We start from the raw sequence: 17,211 nt of genomic DNA, 5'->3' as shown, positions 1-17,211 counted from the left end.
CATGAAAAAGATATTTCTTTTATTATTATTTATAAGCTGCCAGGCTTTTGCCCAAAACCTTGAGGTCAGGTATTTTGAAAATCCAAGGATAAGTCAAACTGAAATAGACAAATTACCTGAGTTTATAAAAAAAGACTTTTTGCCCAACAGATTTTCCTATACTTTAAAATACAGCAACGGTATTTCTTATTATCAGCATGATGATTTTTTGAGTTTATTTGCAGATGACGACACTGTTTATGAAGAAGAGAACACTATAATTGATGGAGAATCTACGACTTTCAGAGGAAAAGTGGTGTATGATGAAAATGTATTTAAGTTTAAAGAAAAAACTTATTACAAAGAATTAGTAAATAAAAAAGTTTATTATACCGAGAATGGTTATCATGTTATCGACGAACCTATAGATTGGCAATGGAAAATAACAGACGAAACCTCAGAAATTGCTGGTTATACATGCCGAAAAGCTGTTTCTAATTTCATGGGTGGAACATTTGAAGCTTGGTATGCAGAAGATATTGCGATAAATGCAGGACCTGATAAATTTGACGGCTTGCCTGGTTTGATACTATTTGTGCGTACAAGTGGCATGGAAACTATCGCACAATCTGTCAAAAACTTAGACGATCCGGTAACGTTTGAAAAACCTGTTTTTGAAGGAAAAATCTATACATTTGAAGAACTATACACAAATCCTCAACCCACAAATTCTCAATCCACCCCTCAATCAGTACCATCAAATACGAGAACAATCATCATTAAGAGCAATTAATGCGAATATTTTTATTTTTGTTTCTTTTTTCGATTTGCAATGGTTACGCACAAACCGTTACTGGTGTTGTGCAGGACATCGATGAAAATAAAATTCCTTTGGCAAACGTGCAATTGCTTAATCCGGATACCGGAAAAATCATTTCTTTTACACAATCTGACAAGAACGGAGCATTTACTATTTCCGCCAATAATGTTTCGTTCCCTCTAAAAATAAAACTAAGCCATTTATCGTATGAATCCCGAGAGTTGTTGCTGAATGAACCCGGAAAAGTGCAAATCATTTTAGAACCAAAACTTAACGAACTCGAAGAAATAATCATTGAAACCAAAGCCTATGATGTGATTAAACGAGGCGATACATTGAGCTATAATTTGGTTTCGTTACTCGATGGTTCTGAGTTGAAACTCAAAGATGTGATAGATAAACTGCCGGGATTAGCTATCGACGAAGACGGAAAAATAAGATACAATGGCGTGCTTATTGACCATCTTTTGTTTGATGGAAATGAGTTCTTCGACAAGAATCATCAAATTGCCAATGAAAACATTACGGCAGAAATGATTCAGAAAATTGAATTGCTGACGAATTACCAAAACCTGTCCAGCATGAAAGATTTTGAAAATTCCGGAAAAACAGCTTTAAATATCGGCATAAAAGAGGATTATAAACATCGTTTCAAAGGAAATATTGACATAGAGGCAGGAATAAAAAACCGTTATAATGCACACGGAAATTTATACAATTTCGGAGAAAAAACGATGTTTAGTTTGATCGCAAATACCAATAATATCAATTACAGTGTGCTGTCTGTCAAAGATTATCTGGATATTCGGAATATGAATGGTAAAAATATGGTTCGCGAACAACTTCCGAAAGTAGGCAGCTCGGTATCAAGCCAGAATTTACCTTCTTTTTTGTTTGCTCAAGATGATGTACGATCACGCCGATTGACCAATTATACACTCAATCTTGCTCATAAATTTAATAAAAACGAACGACTCGAATTTATTTCTACGTTTAATGTTTTGAACCAGTCAGAGCAAACGATTAACCAACAGACTTTTTTTGATGATCAATCAAATAATATCCAACGCACCGACGAAATCGAAGGGAAATCTGCTTACGCATCAAATGTATTGAAATACGAGAAAAAATTTAAAAACAATGCCTATTTCAAAATCAATGCTTATTCCCTTTGGTCCAAAGACCAACAAAATCAATCCATAGCATCGGTTTTTCTGTCTGATGTTCCAAATTTATCTTTTGACAATGATGTAAAAGTAAAAACCAACAACCTTGGCATCAATGCGATATATAAAAATCGTTTAAGTAAAAATCTGTTGTTGGACGCCATCGTTTTTTATGATTACAGTAATGCCAACACAGATAAGGGTTTTCATTCCTCAGAAATGTTTTCGTGGTTTGGCAGCAATCAATTTGATTTACAACAGCATACCAAAGTAAAAAACAATCACGCCGGAATATCCGGAACAGCTACCTGGAAATTGGGCATGAATAACCTTATTTTTCAGGCATATTCAGGTTGGGAAAATGAACATTTAAGCAATCACATAACCGAATTATCATCATTTCAACTGAATGATAAATATGAAAAAAAAGAACACAGTTTTAGCTTGCAATACCAAGGAACTTTAAAAAATTCAGGTCTCAGTTACAATTTAGGTTTACAATATAATGACACAAATCATTTTCTTTACAATCATTCAAAAAAATCGATAACGGCTATTTTGCCAAATGCAAGTATTTCTTATGGGTTAACCAAGAACAGTACTGTTTTTGGTTCGTATAATTCCAATTTGAACGGTTTTTCTGTTAATCAATTTCTAACTGGCAATATTATTGAAGATTACCGGTCTTATCTGAAACCGTCATTCTTAAATCCGGAAAGAATGATTACTGATGCCTACAGCGTCGGAATGGTGTATATTGTTCCGGAAAAAAATATTTTTTCTACTGTTTCGCTTTCTTACAGCAAGGCAAGAAAAAAGCTGGAGAAATCGTATATTAATACCGAATTGGTCTCGGAGCAACAGTTTCAGTACCTCGATGTAAATTCCACAACATCTGCCAATATAACTTTCAATAAAAAATTCCGTGAAGTTCCTTATGGTATAAAGTTTAATTCATTTGGAACAATTTCTCAATTACAAACGATTTTGAATAATATGCCAAGCGACAATACAAATTACAACCTATCCGCAAATTTGACCATACAGTCTTACTACAACGACAGTCCTTTCAATTTCAATGCGGGAATTAATTATATGAACAATGTGAGCGAAAATGAAATAAATGCTGAACGTAATTCTGCCAAATTAGAAAGAATAACACCATTTGTTTCCCTGACTGGATTAGCCCTTGATAAAAAACTGAACTGGAATGTAGATACAAATTATTATTTGTATCAATCGTCATCAATGCGTTCACAGAACATTTTCGACTTAGGTTTCCGAGCACAATACAATTTTAGTAAAAACATACAGTTTTATCTGAATGCGCAAAATATGTTGAATATACGAAACGATAATACCAAAAACAACTTGATTATAACGCCTTATTACACACAGGAAATCATTATGAGAACTTTGTCCGGATTTGTCAATGCCGGAGCAATTTTTTCTTTTTAACTTAGAGCCTGTTTTTTCAAAAAAGTCACATAAAAAATTAGTTTATTCTAAATTAGAATAAAATTATTCGCCTTTAGAATAAGATTTTTTTCATACGAACCTTAAGTTTACACCATTAAACTTATTATTAACAAACAAATTTATTTCGTATGAAAAATTTTAAGAAAATCGCATTAAGCATTTTAGGTGTGGCTTTTATTGCCACAGGGTTTGTCGCTTGTAGCTCAGATGATTCAGGTAATAAAATAGAGAGCGTGAACGAAACCGAACAAAACTCTATAAAATCTACATCGTCTGTTGATTATGCTAGATACGCTAAAGATTTTTATAAAAAGGATTTTACAGAAGGACGAACTATCGACATTGATTCAGGAGAAGGAGATTTGATTCAGATTAAAGAACTTGTTGTCGATGGAGAAGCTAGAGGTTACGTAGTAAGCGATTTGAACAACGGAGATTTTTTATATTTCGCAGATGTGGATAGAAACAATGATATTTTGACTATCTTTGACTCAAAAGAAAGCAAAACTAGTTCATTTAATAATCTAAGGACTTCAAATGATTATTTAGTTACTGATAAATTTGATTTTATTAAATATTCAAATGATTATGTAACAGTGGCTTCAAAAAAAGACTGTGGTTTTTGGAAAAAAGTTTGGGGTAATTGTACTAAAAAAGTTGAAAGACCTGTATATGGGGCTGATGGAGAAGTAACAGGTTGTATAACATACTGGACTAAGACTAAATATTTTTTAGGAATGGTAGCAGATGTAGATTATGATATTTCAGGGATACATCCTTGTTCCTAAAAATTAGATTATAATATGTTACTTCTTAAAGGTTATATTGTGTCAAGAAAATACTTTGTCATTTTGTTTTTAGCAATTACCGGTGCTTTACACGCCCAATCAAATTCTATCGCCAATGAAGTAGAAGATACTACATTAGAAGAGTTGATTATACAAATTGAAAAAATAGATTCGAAATGGACAAAAATTTTTAAGAAGCCAAAAATTGCTGATTGGAGTAATTCGATGCATAATTATCCTATACATCAAGGTAGTCAAGTTGTTACCAAATACATACCTAATAAAGATATACGATTTAATGGTGTATCATTTATATTGCTTACCGCCGGAAATACTACTGCTATCAAGAAAGCACTCAGACCGATTATATATCAAATAAGTCCTTCAAGTGATACAATTTCCTTAGTATACGACAACTTTATTCAAGTTAGAGATATGAAAAGTGGAGTATCATTATTTAAAAAAAAGGGTAGCGAAGTAACCTTTGAGTTTAATTATGTTGTGGAAATAAATAAAGATGAGCCTGTTTACATAGGTTTTGAGTTTTTAAATACTGACGAATCAGAGGTTTTGCATGATGCTATTATTTCTGGACCTTTACGAGAAAAACAAAAACCGATATTAGAAACCAAGATAGTCAAAGGCAAATCTCACAATGGTAAGTATTTTCTTTATAAAGACGAGGTGGAATTTATGAACGGTTTGTATTTTGAGTTAAAAGTAGTGAAGTAATTCTGCTAGCTACCACAACTGCACAATATTTTAAAACGATAGCTCTGCTATCCTTTGAAAATTTGCCTTGTTCTATCTCAAAAATAACCTATAAACATTTTTACAATACAAATTTAAACAGGCTCTTAATTTTACAACGTTCCGCGTTTTTCTTGCTCTCTTTCGATAGATTCAAACAACGCTTTGAAGTTTCCTGCTCCGAAACCTCTGGCTCCCATACGCTGAATTACTTCAAAGAATAGAGTCGGGCGGTCTTCTACCGGCTTGGTAAAAATTTGTAACAAGTAACCTTCGTCGTCGGCATCAATCATAATTCCAAGTTTTTGCAATTCGTTGATGTCTTCTTTGAATTTATCCATGTGGTCTTTCAAACGCTCAGGAATCGCATCATAATATGTTTGTGGAGGAGTAGAAAGGAATTCTACACCACGACTTTTCATATCAGCAACGGTCTTAATAATGTCGTCTGTTGCCACAGCAATGTGTTGTACACCTTCTCCTTCGTAGAAATCCAGGTATTCTTCGATTTGAGATTTTTTCTTTCCTTCTGCAGGCTCGTTAATCGGAAATTTGATACGCCCGTTTCCGTTTGCCATTACTTTTGACATCAAAGCCGAATATTCTGTGGTAATCTGCTTGTCATCGAATGAAAGGAAATTCACGAATCCCATGATATCCTCAAACCATTTTACCCAGACATTCATTTGATTCCAGCCTACGTTTCCTACCATGTGGTCCACAAATTTCAGACCTACCGGCTCCGGATTGTAATCAGTTTCCCATTTTACATATCCCGGTAAAAACAAACCATTGTAGTTTTTACGTTCTGTAAATAAGAAAACCGTTTCGCCATACGCAAAAATACCTGCCTGAACGATTTCGCCGTTTTCGTCTTTGGTTACGGTTGGTTCCATAAACGATTTTGCACCACGCTTAACGGTTTCTTCGTAAGATTTCCGGGCATCTTCCACCCACAAAGCAATAACTTTTACGCCGTCTCCGTGTTTTTTAACGTGCTCTCCGATAGGAGATTGTGAGTTTAAAGCGGTCGTTAATACCAAACGGATTTTATCCTGTTTGATAACATAAGACGCTCTGTCTCTTACACCCGTTTCTAAACCTGAATAAGCTTCAGACTGAAAACCGAAAGCTGTTTTGTAATAATGTGCTGCTTGTTTAGCATTTCCTACGTAAAACTCTACGTAATCTGTTCCTAAAATCGGAAGGAAATCTTGTGCTCCTTCAAATATTTTATCTAATCCGTATTCTACTGATTTTAAATCTTGTTGTGACATAATTATTGTTGTTTAATTTATTAGCGAGTTAGCCAATTAGCGGATTTGCTAATTTTGTTTGGAACTGCTAATTATTTTGTTTAATAGTTTTAATACTCCGTTTAATTTCTCTAATAAGCCCACTGGGTTGGGATAACTTTCTAAATTTTCACATATAAAAAGCCAATATTCCGTTTCGTCTGCTTCTTTTAAGGCTATTTTCATCTTATGGATAAAATCTGCTTTACTTTCGGCATTTTGGGCTTCCTTGACATTCGCACCGATTGATGTACCTGTAAGCTGTTTAGCGATTACGAATTTATGATTTTTCTCTAATAATTCCGTGTAATTAACAATCATGAGAGCTAACTCAAAAGTTTCTTTAAGAACTGGATTGTTTTGATATTTAGGACTATTAGTAAAATTCATTTAAATTACTTCTATTGCATTCGCTAATTCGCACATTGGCTAATTATCTAATTAACATTACTCCAACCACGACTGATAATATTGTTCGTCGGCAATCTTCATCGCTTCTGTTGTTACCATCAACGGTTTGAATGTATCCACCATTACAGCTAATTCCTGCGTATCGACTTTTCCGATACTTCGTTCCATTGCTCCCGGGTGCGGTCCGTGTGGGATTCCTGCCGGGTGTAACGAAATATGTCCGGCTTCGATATCGTTTCGGCTCATAAAATCTCCGTCCACATAATACAACACCTCATCAGAGTCGATATTACTGTGATTGTATGGTGCCGGAATAGAATCCGGGTGATAATCATACAAACGTGGCACGAACGAACATACTACAAACGCATCGGTTTCAAAGGTTTGGTGTACCGGTGGCGGTTGATGGATTCTTCCCGTAATCGGTTCGAAATCGTGGATTGAAAACGCGTAAGGAAAGTTATATCCGTCGTATCCGATAACATCAAATGGGTGCGTAGCATAAACCATATCAAAGATTTCGTCCTGTTTGCGGACTTTTACCAGAAACTCGCCTTTTTCGTCATAGGTTTCCAACTCTTCCGGACGGCGGATATCGCGTTCACAAAACGGCGAATGTTCCAATAACTGCCCGAACCAGTTGCGGTATCTTTTAGGTGTGTAAATCGGACGACGTGATTCTACAATAAACAAACGATTATCGTCGGTATCAAAGTCGATTTTATAGATAATTCCACGAGGAATTATTAAATAATCGCCGTATTTGAAATCCAGATTTCCTAAAAACGTACGCAGTTTTCCCGTTCCTCTGTGAATGAAAATCAACTCGTCAGAATCGGTGTTTTTATAAAAATAATCCTGTGTTTTGTTCGTAGGTGCCGACAAAGTAATCGTACAATCGCTGTTCGTCAACATCGGTTTTCTGCTTTCCAAAAAATCAGGTGTTTTTGGAACTTGAAATCCTCTCAGACGATAAGACTGAATATTGTTGGCACGTGCAATTTCAGGTTTTACGCTGTAAGAACCTTTGATTTCCTTAACCTGTGTCGGACGGTGCTCGTGGTACATATTGGTGGACATACCATCAAAACCTACGGTTCCGAACAACTGCTCGTAATAATAATCTCCGTTGGGTTTTTTGAAAATGGTATGGCGTTTTGGCGGAATATTTCCTAATTTATGATATAAAGGCATAACCTGTTTGTTTTAAGTTAAACATAAAAATAAAGAAAAACAACCCGTTTCATTCAGGCTTGCGCTTGATGAAGTATTTGAGTTGTGCTAAAAGTCCTTCCCAATATTTCATTTGTTGTCTTTATCTGTCTATGGTTAAATGGAATTCGTCATCATTCTTTAGATAAAGTGCTATGACTCATTTCGTAACTTCAAATATCTTAATTTTTTCGCAGATATAAAAACTTGGTTTAAAAATTAACAAATCCTATATCTGTTTTGAGTTGACCAACCTCTCAAAAAAATATGTATTTTTGTTTTTCAAAAATTTCAATTTATGTACAAACAGATTTTAGCTTTAGTATTTTCGCTTTTATTTACAACGGTTTATGCACAGTCGCCCAACGAGGTGCTACTAACCATCAACAACCATAGTTATTCTGTTGATGATTTCGAGCGGGTATATACCAAAAACCTCGATTTGCTCAAAGATGAAAACCAGAAAGATTTGGATAATTATATGGATTTGTATGTGCTTTATCAGCTAAAAGTGCAGAAAGCCTATGCGTTGGGATTAGACGAAAAAGAGAGCTATAAAGAAGAGTTGGCAAAACACCGCAAAGAGCTGGCAGAGAAATATTTCACAGACGAAACCCGTTTGGACGGACTGATAAAAGAAGCCTTTGATCGCTCATCATTCGAACGTGAAGCCTCACATATTCTCATTCGCATTGACCAGTTTGCCTCGCCGCAGGATACTTTGCAGGCTTATGAAAAAGCGATGAACGTGTACCAAAAAGCTCAGTCAGGAATGGATTTTGGCGAGTTGGCAGTCGAATATTCCGAAGACCCGTCAGCAAAACAAAACAAAGGTTATTTGGGCTATTTTACTGTTTTCAGAATGGTTTATCCGTTTGAAAGTGCGACTTTCAAAACACCTGTTGGCGAAGTTTCTGAGCCGGTTCGTTCGCGTTTTGGCTACCATATCATAAAAGTAACTGACGAAAAACCAATTCGTTATTATCGTTCGATTTCGATGATTCGCATCAATGAGGCGGATTTCGCCGACGCAGCTCAGGCAGAGGAAATGATTAAGAAAGCCTATACCGAACTGCAACAGGGAAAACCTATCGAAGAAGTATCTGAACATTATGTGTATGGGGCGAAAAATGGTTTCAGAAAAATAGAAAAATTTTATCCGGGTTCATTGAGCGTTCAGGGAATCGACGATAAAGTCTATGAGATGAGTGAAGGACAGTTTACCCAACCTTTTTCGGACAAAGGTTCGTGGTACATCGTGCAGTTAGACAAAATTCTGCCGATGCCAACCTACGAAGAATCATATGCCAATATCCGCAGGCGAGTGATTTCCGATTCGCGGGCTCAGGTGCTGCAAAAGGATTTGAACAAGCATTTGCAGGAAAAATATCATTTTCAGCCTCAACAAAAAGCGTTGCAATCGCTTGTGAGTCTATATAAAGGTAAAACGAACAGCAAAGATTGGAATCCGACTGTGCTGAAAAATGCTGATGAGGTTATTGGCTCGTATGACGGCGGAGAATTTACCGCCAATCAGTTTGCTGATTTCCTGAACAACCGACTAAAACTAAAAGCCGATTTTACAATTAGTGAAACCTATCTTTCTAACGAATGGGAGGAATTTATTTCTCGTAATCTGAAACAAATCTATGACGAAAATCTGGAGGAAATGTATCCGGAATTCAAACATACGGTTCAGGAATATCGCGAAGGTTTGTTGCTGTTTGATTTGATGGAACAGGAAATCTGGACAAAAGCCAAGCAAGACACAATTGCTCAGCAAAATTATTTTAAAGCAAATGCTGAAAAATATCAGGAACCTTCAAAAATTGTCGGAGGATTACTGATTTATGATACTAAAAAACAAGCTGAAAAAGCCATGAAATTCTACCAAAAGAATCATTCTTACGAAAAAACGGTAGAAAAACATCAGCCGGAAACCTGGTACAAAGGCGATATTGCGGAAACCGACGAGCGATTGAAAAACAGTAAAAATCATCATAAAGGCTCGGTACAGGTATTTCCTGTGAAAAGTAAATATGCTGTTTTGGTTATCGATGATTATGTTTCTGCGAGAATTCCGGGTTGGGAAGAAGTCGAGAACAGAGTAGCATATGATTACCAAAGTTCTTACGAAACGGAATGGAACAATCAACTGAAACAAAATGCTGAAATTGTTGTGAATCAATCTGCGTTTGACCAGTTGAAACGAAAATATAAGCAGTAAATTGACCAATAAGTTTGATTAGTTAATTAGCGAATAGTGTTAACCACAGAGGCACAGAGTTTACAGAGATTTTTTTGTGTCTTTGTGGTTAAAAACACCCGAAAAGTTCACCATAAATAACTTATCAAAAGTTCTGACCTTTGTAATATTTATTTAATTGAGACCTAATGAGTGAAACCAACAAATATTTATTAACGAGAAGCAAAGAAATTACCGAAAACTATTTTCAGTTTTTAGACAAACATATTGCTGATGTGGTTTCGGGTAAGGTTGAGGAATTTATGGAAATCAATCAGATTGCAAGTGAATTATTTATTTCCCATAAACATTTGACTGATACGGTTCAGAAAGAAACAGGAAATCATCCTTGTCATTTTTATGACCTCAAAATTATTGATAAAGCCAAACAAATGCTTTCCGAAAGTGATAAATCAATTTCTGAAATTGCAAAAATATTGACTTACGACCCGTCCAATTTTTCCAAATTCTTCAAAAAGTTTGTTGGACAAACGCCTGGACAATTCCGAAAATCGACTAAATAATTTCCGTTTTCACCTCTCCAAAGGAGAGGTGAAATTTGTTGTGAAACAGATTTGGGTGAGGTAAAAATGAAAACTTCCGAAAAGTTCACCACAAAATATATTTTCTAATCTGCCAATTTTGTATTCAGTTATAAACATTTAAAAATCAAAAAAAATGGCAAGAAATGATTTAAACGGAAAAGTAGTTTTAATTGCAGGAGGTGCAAAAAACTTAGGCGGATTATTGAGCAGAGATTTTGCTTCAAAAGGAGCAAAAGTAGCGATTCATTACAATAGCAACAGCACAAAAGCAGAAGCGGAAAAAACTTTGGCAGACATCACAAATGCAGGAGGACAGGCATTTTTGTTTCAGGCAGATTTGACAGATGTAAAGAACATTACCAAACTTTTTGAAGAAACCAAATCCAAATTCGGAGGTATTGATATTGCAATCAACACGGTAGGAATGGTGTTGAAAAAACCTTTCTTGGACACAACCGAAGAAGATTACGATACGATGTTTGACATCAATTCAAAAGTGGCTTATTTCTTTATTCAGGAAGCCGGAAAACACCTGAACGACAACGGAAAACTTTGCACGATTGTTACCTCACTTTTAGCAGCTTACACAGGATTATATTCTACCTATGCCGGAGCAAAAGCACCTGTTGAGCATTTTACGAGAATGGCTTCAAAAGAGTTCGGACACAGAGGAATTTCCGTAACAGGTGTTGCTCCCGGGCCTATGGATACGCCTTTTTTCTACGGACAGGAAAGCGATGACGCAGTAGCTTACCACAAATCTGCTTCTGCTTTGGGAGGATTGACCGATATTAAAGACATTGCTCCATTGGTAGAGTTTTTGGTAACAGACGGTTGGTGGATCACAGGACAAACTATTTTCGCAAATGGTGGTTATACAACAAGATAAAAGAAAATTTACTATTTTTGAAAGGCAAATGACTTGGTTGTTTGCCTTTCATTTTAAAATTTTAAGATTATGATTTTAAAAATCCTAAATACAATTTTAATTCTTTTTGCTGTGTTTATGGGAACAAAACACGGTTGGAATATGCTTACTGCAAAACCCGAGATGCTGGAAATGTTTGGTAAATGGAATTTCAGTAAAAATGCAGTTATGATAAACGGAGCAGTAACATTGTTGGCTTCGGTTTTAATTCTGTTTCCAAGAACTTTTGTTTGGGGAAACTTCCTGATGGCAGCAGGAATATTGATGATTATCTGTCTGCAATTATTGAACAGAGATTTGAAAGGCGTTGCGATAGAAATTCCATTTTTATTGCTTAATCTGGTTATTATCTACTTACAGCACCCTTTGAAGAATTGATTAAAAAGCCACAGATACACAGATGAAAAACGCATTATCTGTGCATCTGTGGCAAAAAATATCTGTGGCAGAAAAAATAAAACGTAAAAAATATGGAACATTTTCCTTTAAAAGAGGAAACTTACAAAATCATCGGTATTTGTATGGAAGTCCACAACCAGTTAGGTGCGGGATTTTTGGAAATAGTGTATAAAGACGCTTTGGAATTGGAATTTCAACGAGCAGGGGTTCCTTATGAAAGAGAAAAAGAATATCCGGTCAATTATAAAGGTGTGATTTTACCACATAAATTTTATGCAGATTTTGTAGTTTTTGACAATGTAATATTAGAGATAAAAGGAATAAGAAAAGAAATTGCTGAAGAGCATATTGCTCAAGCCATCAATTACCTGAAAGTATCACAATGCGAAATTGCCCTCGTTGTGAATTTCGGAGAACCTAAACTTCAATACAAACGAATTATAGTTTAGTAGCCACGATACACAGATGTTATTTTATCTGTGTATCTGTGGCAAAAAATATCTGCGACAGAAAAAAAGATGAAAAAATGAAAAAACTATTTTATTTAATTACCTTAACGGTTTCGCTCACTTCGTGCGGACAAACACAGAAAAACAATCAAACAGAAACTCAAAATTCAGAAAAAATGCAAGACAAAACCCTATTAAACCCCGTAAAAGCATTGATGGAAGCAATGCAATCAGAAAATGCAGAATTGATTAGAGCTCAATTTTCAAAAACCGCTACACAAGCTTATGGAGCTGACGGAATAATGAAAACAGCAGAAGAAACCCGAAAATGGTTAGAAAGTGACATCATCAGTCGTCAAGGTAAAGTTGCGAATCCCCAATATACCGTGATCAACGAAAATGAGGTTGTTGTTACGGGTCAATATTCGAGTCAGGGTTATACCAACAAAGCTAACTTTTTATTTACTGTTGAAAACGGACTGATAACCAGTTGGAGAATGAGGTATTAATATAAAAAAAGACTGCTGATAGATGTAGTTTAGCAAAATGACGGGGTTTTACGGTTAATTGAAACTTTCTGCAAATAATATCCGCCAAATGCTGTGAGCAGGGGCTTTTTTTTAATTTAGTCAACGACTCACAGGTTACTGCTAAATTAAATTTTTGCCCAATTTATCCGCATTTCACCAAGCTTTGCGGTTAAAAACACCCGAAAAATTAATTCTTCACAATCAAAATCCAGTCGTTTTCCAGAAATTTATAACCGATATCGTACACAAACCGATATTCTGCACCGTTTTTATACACTTTGAAATGCGTGAAATAAGTGAAATCAAACCCGTCTATGGATAAATTTTGACGAGTTGTTTTAGCTTTTCCGTCCGTGAATGATTGGTCGGACAAAATCCGGTAGTTTTTCCGAAGTTTATTATTTACATTCCGCATCAGGTTTGATGCATCTTTGTTTTGTTTGTTGTTATAGGCGTTCCTGCATGAATCGTTACAGAATTTTTTATCTGAACGACCGATGATTTTTTCGCCGCATTCTAAACATTTATTCATTTTTCTGCAATTTTTTTATTTTTATAAAACATTCAAATATAACAATTTATCCGTTTACAAATAATTACAATCGAAAGTAATTGTATAACTACCGACTAAACTTTGGCTTTTGCAGAATCTTTGCACCAGAGATTCGGGAAAAATCGAACGACCCGGATTTGATTGTTTAATTTAAATTTATAGTATTATGTCGGTACGAAACAAAGTAGGTCTTATCGGACGCACAGGAAAAGATGTGGAAGTGGTAACTTTCGAGAACGGTGGAATAAAAGCCAGCGTAACTCTTGCCACAAGCGATTATTACACCAACGCACAAGGCGAAAGAGTGGAAGACACTCAATGGCACAATCTGGTTGCTTTTGGAAAAACGGCAGAAATCATGCAAAAGTATGTCACTAAAGGAAATCAAATTGCTGTTGACGGAAAACTCACTTACCGGAGTTATGATACACAAGATGGTCAAAAGCGGTATATCACGGAAATCAGGGTGGAAGAAATCCTGCTTTTGGGGAGTGGTAATAAGTGATTTAGCTTGTTGTATAGAAACAATTTGCCAAAGCTAAAGTTCCGATGAGGTAATTAGCGAATGAATGAACCACTAAGGCACAGAGTGCACAGAGATTTCTTTGTGAACTTTGTGTCTTTGTGGTTAAATAAACACCCAACATCAGACATCTAACATTCATCTAATTCTTCACAACCAAAATCCGGTCGTTTTCCAGAAATTTATAACCGATAACGGTGGCAACTTGAACCCCTAAACTTCGTTACTTAGTCACAGGTTCACTCCATCACACTCATTCACTTTACAGAAAAAAACAATCCGCCCGGAAGATGTACTCCTCCGGGCGGATTTTATGAACTATGTATTACAAATTACTTTTTAACAATTTTTACTTGTTGTTTCAAGCCATTGGCGTGTAGTATCAATATGTAAGAACCATTGCTAAGGTGGCTTACGTTGAGAGATACATCGTTAGACTCAAAGTTTTGTGTTATTACTTTTTGTCCTAACAAGTTGTACACTTCCACTTGGTTGATGGTATCAGTGTAAGATATATTCAATTCGCCGTTAGTCGGGTTTGGATACACCTTAAGTTGGGTAGTATCAAACTCAGACAAGCTCAAAGTAACAGTAATCACTACTTCCGTTGCTTCACTTGTACAGTCTCCAACAGTTTGTGTTACGAAGAAGGTATATTCTCCTTCAGTAAGTGCTTCTGAAGTATCTGCTGTTTCAGTCAAATCTTCATCGGTGTACCAGGTTAGGTTTTCGCCTTCTGTTACTACTACATCAGCCAAAGTTTGTCCTTCATCAAGTGATTGTGGCGACTCGATTTCCGGTGTTGTAATCCCGTCGCATGGGTTGGTTACGTTTATAACTACTTCTACAGCTTCACTTGTACAGTCTCCAACAGTTTGTGTTACAAAGAACGTATATTCTCCTTCAGTAAGTGCTTCTGAAGTATCTGCTGTTTCAGTCAAATCTTCATCGGTGTACCAGGTTAGGTTTTCGCCCGCTGTTACTACTACGTCAGCCAAAGTTTGTCCTTCATCAAGTGATTGTGGCGACTCGATTTCCGGTGGTGTAATACCGTCGCATGGGTCGTCGGTAACAACATCTATGGAAATGTTGTCCAAATGTAAGTAAAATTTATCTGCGTCAGAATAAGCATTAAACCCGAAATAGTAAACTCCGGAAGTCGTTGGAGTAAATTCTACCTCATTGTTGGTTGGAGTTTCATTGACTACATTAGTATGGTCTGCCAAAACAGTAGTCATAGAAACTGAAGAAGGAGAATCTCCGTAAGCTACTTTTAGTTTCTCAGGAAATGTTGTGCCTGTTCCTCCATAATCATAAGATACTTTGTATGTTGTTTCTGCTTCTAATTCTATTCCCTGAGTATAAAACCAAGAATTAGCATTATTACTGGAATTCCAACTGTATCTCAAATGATTTTCTGTAAATCCATAACTCGAACTGCTATTAGTAACCCAGTTATTTCCAGAGCCTGCATTTTCAACAGAGGTACATGAAGGCATATCAGGTACAGCAGCAGAGTCGAAATCCTGAACATAAGGTACTGTTGTAGGAAGACAAGGAATGGTAAAACTATAAGGACCTGTCCAGTTACTTTCTCCTGTATCACAAATCTGGCGCACCCAGAAATCGTAGTTTCCTCCTTCTGTAACAGTGAGTTCATATGAGTTAGAGTTAATGCCGGTTACGATAGTTCCGTCTGTGCTTCCTTGTACAAAATCTTGTACTCCCCATTCCACTTCAAAATCATTTCCATCACTTGTCCAGCCTAAAGTAGCACCTTGTGTGGAAATATCTGTAGCTGTTAAAGAAACTGGGTTAGCACATAATAATTGAGTGATTTCAAGAGTATATGCCGTTGTTTGCGGACTTGCCCAAGTTGAAATTACAAAATAATATGTTTCGCTATCTTCAACATTCAACTCGAATTCTGCTGTTCCTCCTCCTAGATATCCGTTGACTGCTCCCCCGATACAGGCTGTACCGATATCATCACAACTTGCATAAGCAAATATTCCGCTATAATCTAAAACTCCTGAAATATTTACTATAATCGTTCCATCGGAATCAGCAGTGTAAGAATAAACAACATCATTTCCGTTCAAATAAGAACTTGTTGTACCACAGCCAGATGCTCCCGGAGAACCTTCAATATTAGGATTGTCTGAATAATTGGCAGTATCGTCTGTAGTGGTATAAGGTAAAGCATCAATAGTAATAGGAGCCGAACAATCATCTCCCAATACAAATACATGAAAACTAAAAGGACCTGCCCAAGTACTTTCTCCACTATCACAAATCTGACGTACATAGAAATCGTAGTTCCCTCCTTCTGTAACAGTGAGTTCATATGAATTAGTGTTAATGCCGGTTACGATAGTTCCGTCTGTACTTCCTTGCTCAAAACCTTGTACTCCCCATTCCAGTTCAAATTCATCTCCGTCGCTTGTCCAACCTAAAGTAGCTCCTGTTAGAGAAATGTCTGTAGCTGTTAATCCTGTTGGTGGGAAACAAGGAGCGTCGCCCTGACTTATTTGTATGTCATCAAGATAAATCAATATATCTTCATACTCATCTAATAATTCAGAATTAAATCTAACATATAAGTCTCCTGTTCCAGGGGTAAAGGTTAAATTAACAGTCGTACAATCCGAAGAAGGCGTGTGGTTGTCTTCGTCTATTGTGTAAAATGTTGTCCATGGTCCGGAACTGGAGTTGGCCCATTGTAATTCCATTTCAAAAGCATCTGCGTTTGCGGCAGTTCCTCCACCATAGTTTACCGCCTTATAAAGAAAACTCATTGATGCCTCTGTACCATCAGATGTACCTATATTTGGAGAAGTTAGAGTGTTCGGAGAAACATATACTATACCACCACCCCACCAGTCTTCATACGTATACATATTAAGTTGTATTCCGGAAGCTCCTCCACATTGTCCACTAGTGGTGGAATAGAACTCGGCATCGCCGGAATTTACCCAACCTTGGAGTGTTTCATCATCAAAGTCATAACTTTGAGCTATTTGAGCAAAAGCTGTTTGCCCGCCAAAAAGCGTGGCACAAAACGCCAGCATTCCCAGCCATCGTTTTGTTTTTCGTGTTCGATTCTGGTATGAATCGGTAAAAGTAATCTTGTTCATAA

16 protein-coding genes are annotated in these 17,211 nt (G+C 36.3%); 11 read left to right on the top strand and 5 right to left on the bottom strand.

Annotation, left to right across the window (positions count from 1 at the left end):
• Nucleotide 1 precedes the first annotated feature (1 nt).
• The 4 genes from CDL10_RS09040 (at nucleotide 2) to CDL10_RS09025 (ending at nucleotide 4,964) form a co-directional block, all read left to right on the top strand.
• Nucleotides 2-772, top strand: a complete 771-nt coding sequence (locus CDL10_RS09040) for a GLPGLI family protein (protein WP_100678226.1) — start codon at nucleotides 2-4, stop codon at nucleotides 770-772.
• Nucleotides 772-3,423 (top strand): TonB-dependent receptor, encoded by a 2,652-nt coding sequence (locus CDL10_RS09035; RefSeq protein WP_133119481.1) that lies wholly within the window; start codon nucleotides 772-774, stop codon nucleotides 3,421-3,423. The genes CDL10_RS09040 and CDL10_RS09035 overlap by 1 nt, the downstream gene beginning before the upstream one ends.
• Before the next feature lie 149 nt (nucleotides 3,424-3,572).
• Complete coding sequence (locus CDL10_RS09030) at nucleotides 3,573-4,232, top strand: hypothetical protein (RefSeq protein ID WP_100678224.1); 660 nt, start codon at nucleotides 3,573-3,575, stop codon at nucleotides 4,230-4,232.
• Nucleotides 4,233-4,247: 15 nt separating this feature from the next.
• Nucleotides 4,248-4,964, top strand: a complete 717-nt coding sequence (locus CDL10_RS09025) for a hypothetical protein (protein ID WP_100678223.1) — start codon at nucleotides 4,248-4,250, stop codon at nucleotides 4,962-4,964.
• A gap of 131 nt (nucleotides 4,965-5,095) precedes the next feature.
• Here CDL10_RS09025 and hppD read toward each other — a convergent pair whose 3' ends face one another.
• The 3 genes from hppD to CDL10_RS09010 are packed head-to-tail and all read right to left on the bottom strand — an operon-like array spanning nucleotide 5,096 to nucleotide 7,882.
• Entirely contained in the window at nucleotides 5,096-6,259 is a 1,164-nt protein-coding gene (gene hppD, locus CDL10_RS09020; RefSeq protein ID WP_100678222.1) for a 4-hydroxyphenylpyruvate dioxygenase, read from the bottom strand.
• A 48-nt stretch (nucleotides 6,260-6,307) separates the two neighbouring features.
• Nucleotides 6,308-6,667: a four helix bundle protein gene (locus CDL10_RS09015; RefSeq protein ID WP_100678221.1), complete on the bottom strand. Its 360-nt coding sequence runs from the start codon at nucleotides 6,665-6,667 to the stop codon at nucleotides 6,308-6,310.
• Between the two features lie 57 nt (nucleotides 6,668-6,724).
• Nucleotides 6,725-7,882, bottom strand: a complete 1,158-nt coding sequence (locus tag CDL10_RS09010; RefSeq protein ID WP_100678220.1) for a homogentisate 1,2-dioxygenase — start codon at nucleotides 7,880-7,882, stop codon at nucleotides 6,725-6,727.
• A 316-nt stretch (nucleotides 7,883-8,198) separates the two neighbouring features.
• Here CDL10_RS09010 and CDL10_RS09005 point away from each other — a divergent pair, with 316 nt between their 5' ends.
• From CDL10_RS09005 to CDL10_RS08980, 6 genes are all read left to right on the top strand, one after another.
• Nucleotides 8,199-10,127: a peptidylprolyl isomerase gene (locus CDL10_RS09005; RefSeq protein ID WP_100678219.1), complete on the top strand. Its 1,929-nt coding sequence runs from the start codon at nucleotides 8,199-8,201 to the stop codon at nucleotides 10,125-10,127.
• A gap of 167 nt (nucleotides 10,128-10,294) precedes the next feature.
• Nucleotides 10,295-10,669, top strand: a complete 375-nt coding sequence (locus CDL10_RS09000) for a helix-turn-helix domain-containing protein (protein ID WP_100678218.1) — start codon at nucleotides 10,295-10,297, stop codon at nucleotides 10,667-10,669.
• Nucleotides 10,670-10,823: 154 nt separating this feature from the next.
• The gene (locus CDL10_RS08995) at nucleotides 10,824-11,579 is read left to right on the top strand and encodes an SDR family oxidoreductase (RefSeq protein WP_100678217.1); all 756 of its coding nucleotides are present in this window, start codon (nucleotides 10,824-10,826) and stop codon (nucleotides 11,577-11,579) included.
• 69 nt (nucleotides 11,580-11,648) lie between these two features.
• On the top strand, nucleotides 11,649-11,996 hold the full coding sequence (locus tag CDL10_RS08990; protein WP_100678216.1) for a DoxX family protein: 348 nt from the start codon (nucleotides 11,649-11,651) through the stop codon (nucleotides 11,994-11,996).
• Between the two features lie 92 nt (nucleotides 11,997-12,088).
• A complete protein-coding gene (locus tag CDL10_RS08985) occupies nucleotides 12,089-12,466 on the top strand; it encodes a GxxExxY protein (protein ID WP_100678215.1) in 378 nt (125 codons plus the stop codon).
• Nucleotides 12,467-12,543: 77 nt separating this feature from the next.
• Complete coding sequence (locus tag CDL10_RS08980; RefSeq protein WP_100678706.1) at nucleotides 12,544-12,975, top strand: nuclear transport factor 2-like protein; 432 nt, start codon at nucleotides 12,544-12,546, stop codon at nucleotides 12,973-12,975.
• 208 nt (nucleotides 12,976-13,183) lie between these two features.
• On the opposite strand, the gene CDL10_RS08975 is transcribed toward CDL10_RS08980, so the two are convergent.
• Nucleotides 13,184-13,528 carry a hypothetical protein gene (locus CDL10_RS08975; protein ID WP_100678214.1) on the bottom strand — a complete coding sequence of 115 codons (345 nt, stop codon included), beginning with the start codon at nucleotides 13,526-13,528 and terminating at the stop codon, nucleotides 13,184-13,186.
• A 187-nt stretch (nucleotides 13,529-13,715) separates the two neighbouring features.
• Here CDL10_RS08975 and CDL10_RS08970 point away from each other — a divergent pair, with 187 nt between their 5' ends.
• A complete protein-coding gene (locus CDL10_RS08970; RefSeq protein WP_100678213.1) occupies nucleotides 13,716-14,054 on the top strand; it encodes a single-stranded DNA-binding protein in 339 nt (112 codons plus the stop codon).
• A gap of 350 nt (nucleotides 14,055-14,404) precedes the next feature.
• Here the strand turns inward: CDL10_RS08970 and CDL10_RS08965 are convergent, their stop codons facing one another.
• Nucleotides 14,405-17,209 carry a T9SS type A sorting domain-containing protein gene (locus tag CDL10_RS08965; protein ID WP_100678212.1) on the bottom strand — a complete coding sequence of 935 codons (2,805 nt, stop codon included), beginning with the start codon at nucleotides 17,207-17,209 and terminating at the stop codon, nucleotides 14,405-14,407.
• Between the last annotated feature and the right edge of the window lie 2 nt (nucleotides 17,210-17,211).

This window comes from Avrilella dinanensis, from assembly GCF_002807015.1.
Lineage (GTDB): Bacteria > Bacteroidota > Bacteroidia > Flavobacteriales > Flavobacteriaceae > Flavobacterium > Flavobacterium dinanensis.
Note: the sequence above shows the minus strand (reverse complement) of the source record. Positions and strands in the feature narration are given on the sequence as shown.

Excerpts from the sequence above, each read along its gene's own strand:
- CDL10_RS08995 (WP_100678217.1), top strand. The coding sequence starts at position 10,824 with ATGGCAAGAAATGATTTAAACGGAAAAGTAGTTTTAATTGCAGGAGGT.
- CDL10_RS09010 (WP_100678220.1), bottom strand. The coding sequence starts at position 7,882 with ATGCCTTTATATCATAAATTAGGAAATATTCCGCCAAAACGCCATACC.
- CDL10_RS09030 (WP_100678224.1), top strand. The coding sequence starts at position 3,573 with ATGAAAAATTTTAAGAAAATCGCATTAAGCATTTTAGGTGTGGCTTTT.
- CDL10_RS09040 (WP_100678226.1), top strand. The coding sequence starts at position 2 with ATGAAAAAGATATTTCTTTTATTATTATTTATAAGCTGCCAGGCTTTT.
- CDL10_RS08980 (WP_100678706.1), top strand. The coding sequence starts at position 12,544 with ATGAAAAAACTATTTTATTTAATTACCTTAACGGTTTCGCTCACTTCG.
- CDL10_RS09035 (WP_133119481.1), top strand. The coding sequence starts at position 772 with ATGCGAATATTTTTATTTTTGTTTCTTTTTTCGATTTGCAATGGTTAC.
- CDL10_RS09025 (WP_100678223.1), top strand. The coding sequence starts at position 4,248 with ATGTTACTTCTTAAAGGTTATATTGTGTCAAGAAAATACTTTGTCATT.
- CDL10_RS09005 (WP_100678219.1), top strand. The coding sequence starts at position 8,199 with ATGTACAAACAGATTTTAGCTTTAGTATTTTCGCTTTTATTTACAACG.
- CDL10_RS08975 (WP_100678214.1), bottom strand. The coding sequence starts at position 13,528 with ATGAATAAATGTTTAGAATGCGGCGAAAAAATCATCGGTCGTTCAGAT.
- CDL10_RS08990 (WP_100678216.1), top strand. The coding sequence starts at position 11,649 with ATGATTTTAAAAATCCTAAATACAATTTTAATTCTTTTTGCTGTGTTT.
- CDL10_RS09000 (WP_100678218.1), top strand. The coding sequence starts at position 10,295 with ATGAGTGAAACCAACAAATATTTATTAACGAGAAGCAAAGAAATTACC.
- CDL10_RS08970 (WP_100678213.1), top strand. The coding sequence starts at position 13,716 with ATGTCGGTACGAAACAAAGTAGGTCTTATCGGACGCACAGGAAAAGAT.
- CDL10_RS08985 (WP_100678215.1), top strand. The coding sequence starts at position 12,089 with ATGGAACATTTTCCTTTAAAAGAGGAAACTTACAAAATCATCGGTATT.
- hppD (WP_100678222.1), bottom strand. The coding sequence starts at position 6,259 with ATGTCACAACAAGATTTAAAATCAGTAGAATACGGATTAGATAAAATA.
- CDL10_RS09015 (WP_100678221.1), bottom strand. The coding sequence starts at position 6,667 with ATGAATTTTACTAATAGTCCTAAATATCAAAACAATCCAGTTCTTAAA.
- CDL10_RS08965 (WP_100678212.1), bottom strand. The coding sequence starts at position 17,209 with ATGAACAAGATTACTTTTACCGATTCATACCAGAATCGAACACGAAAA.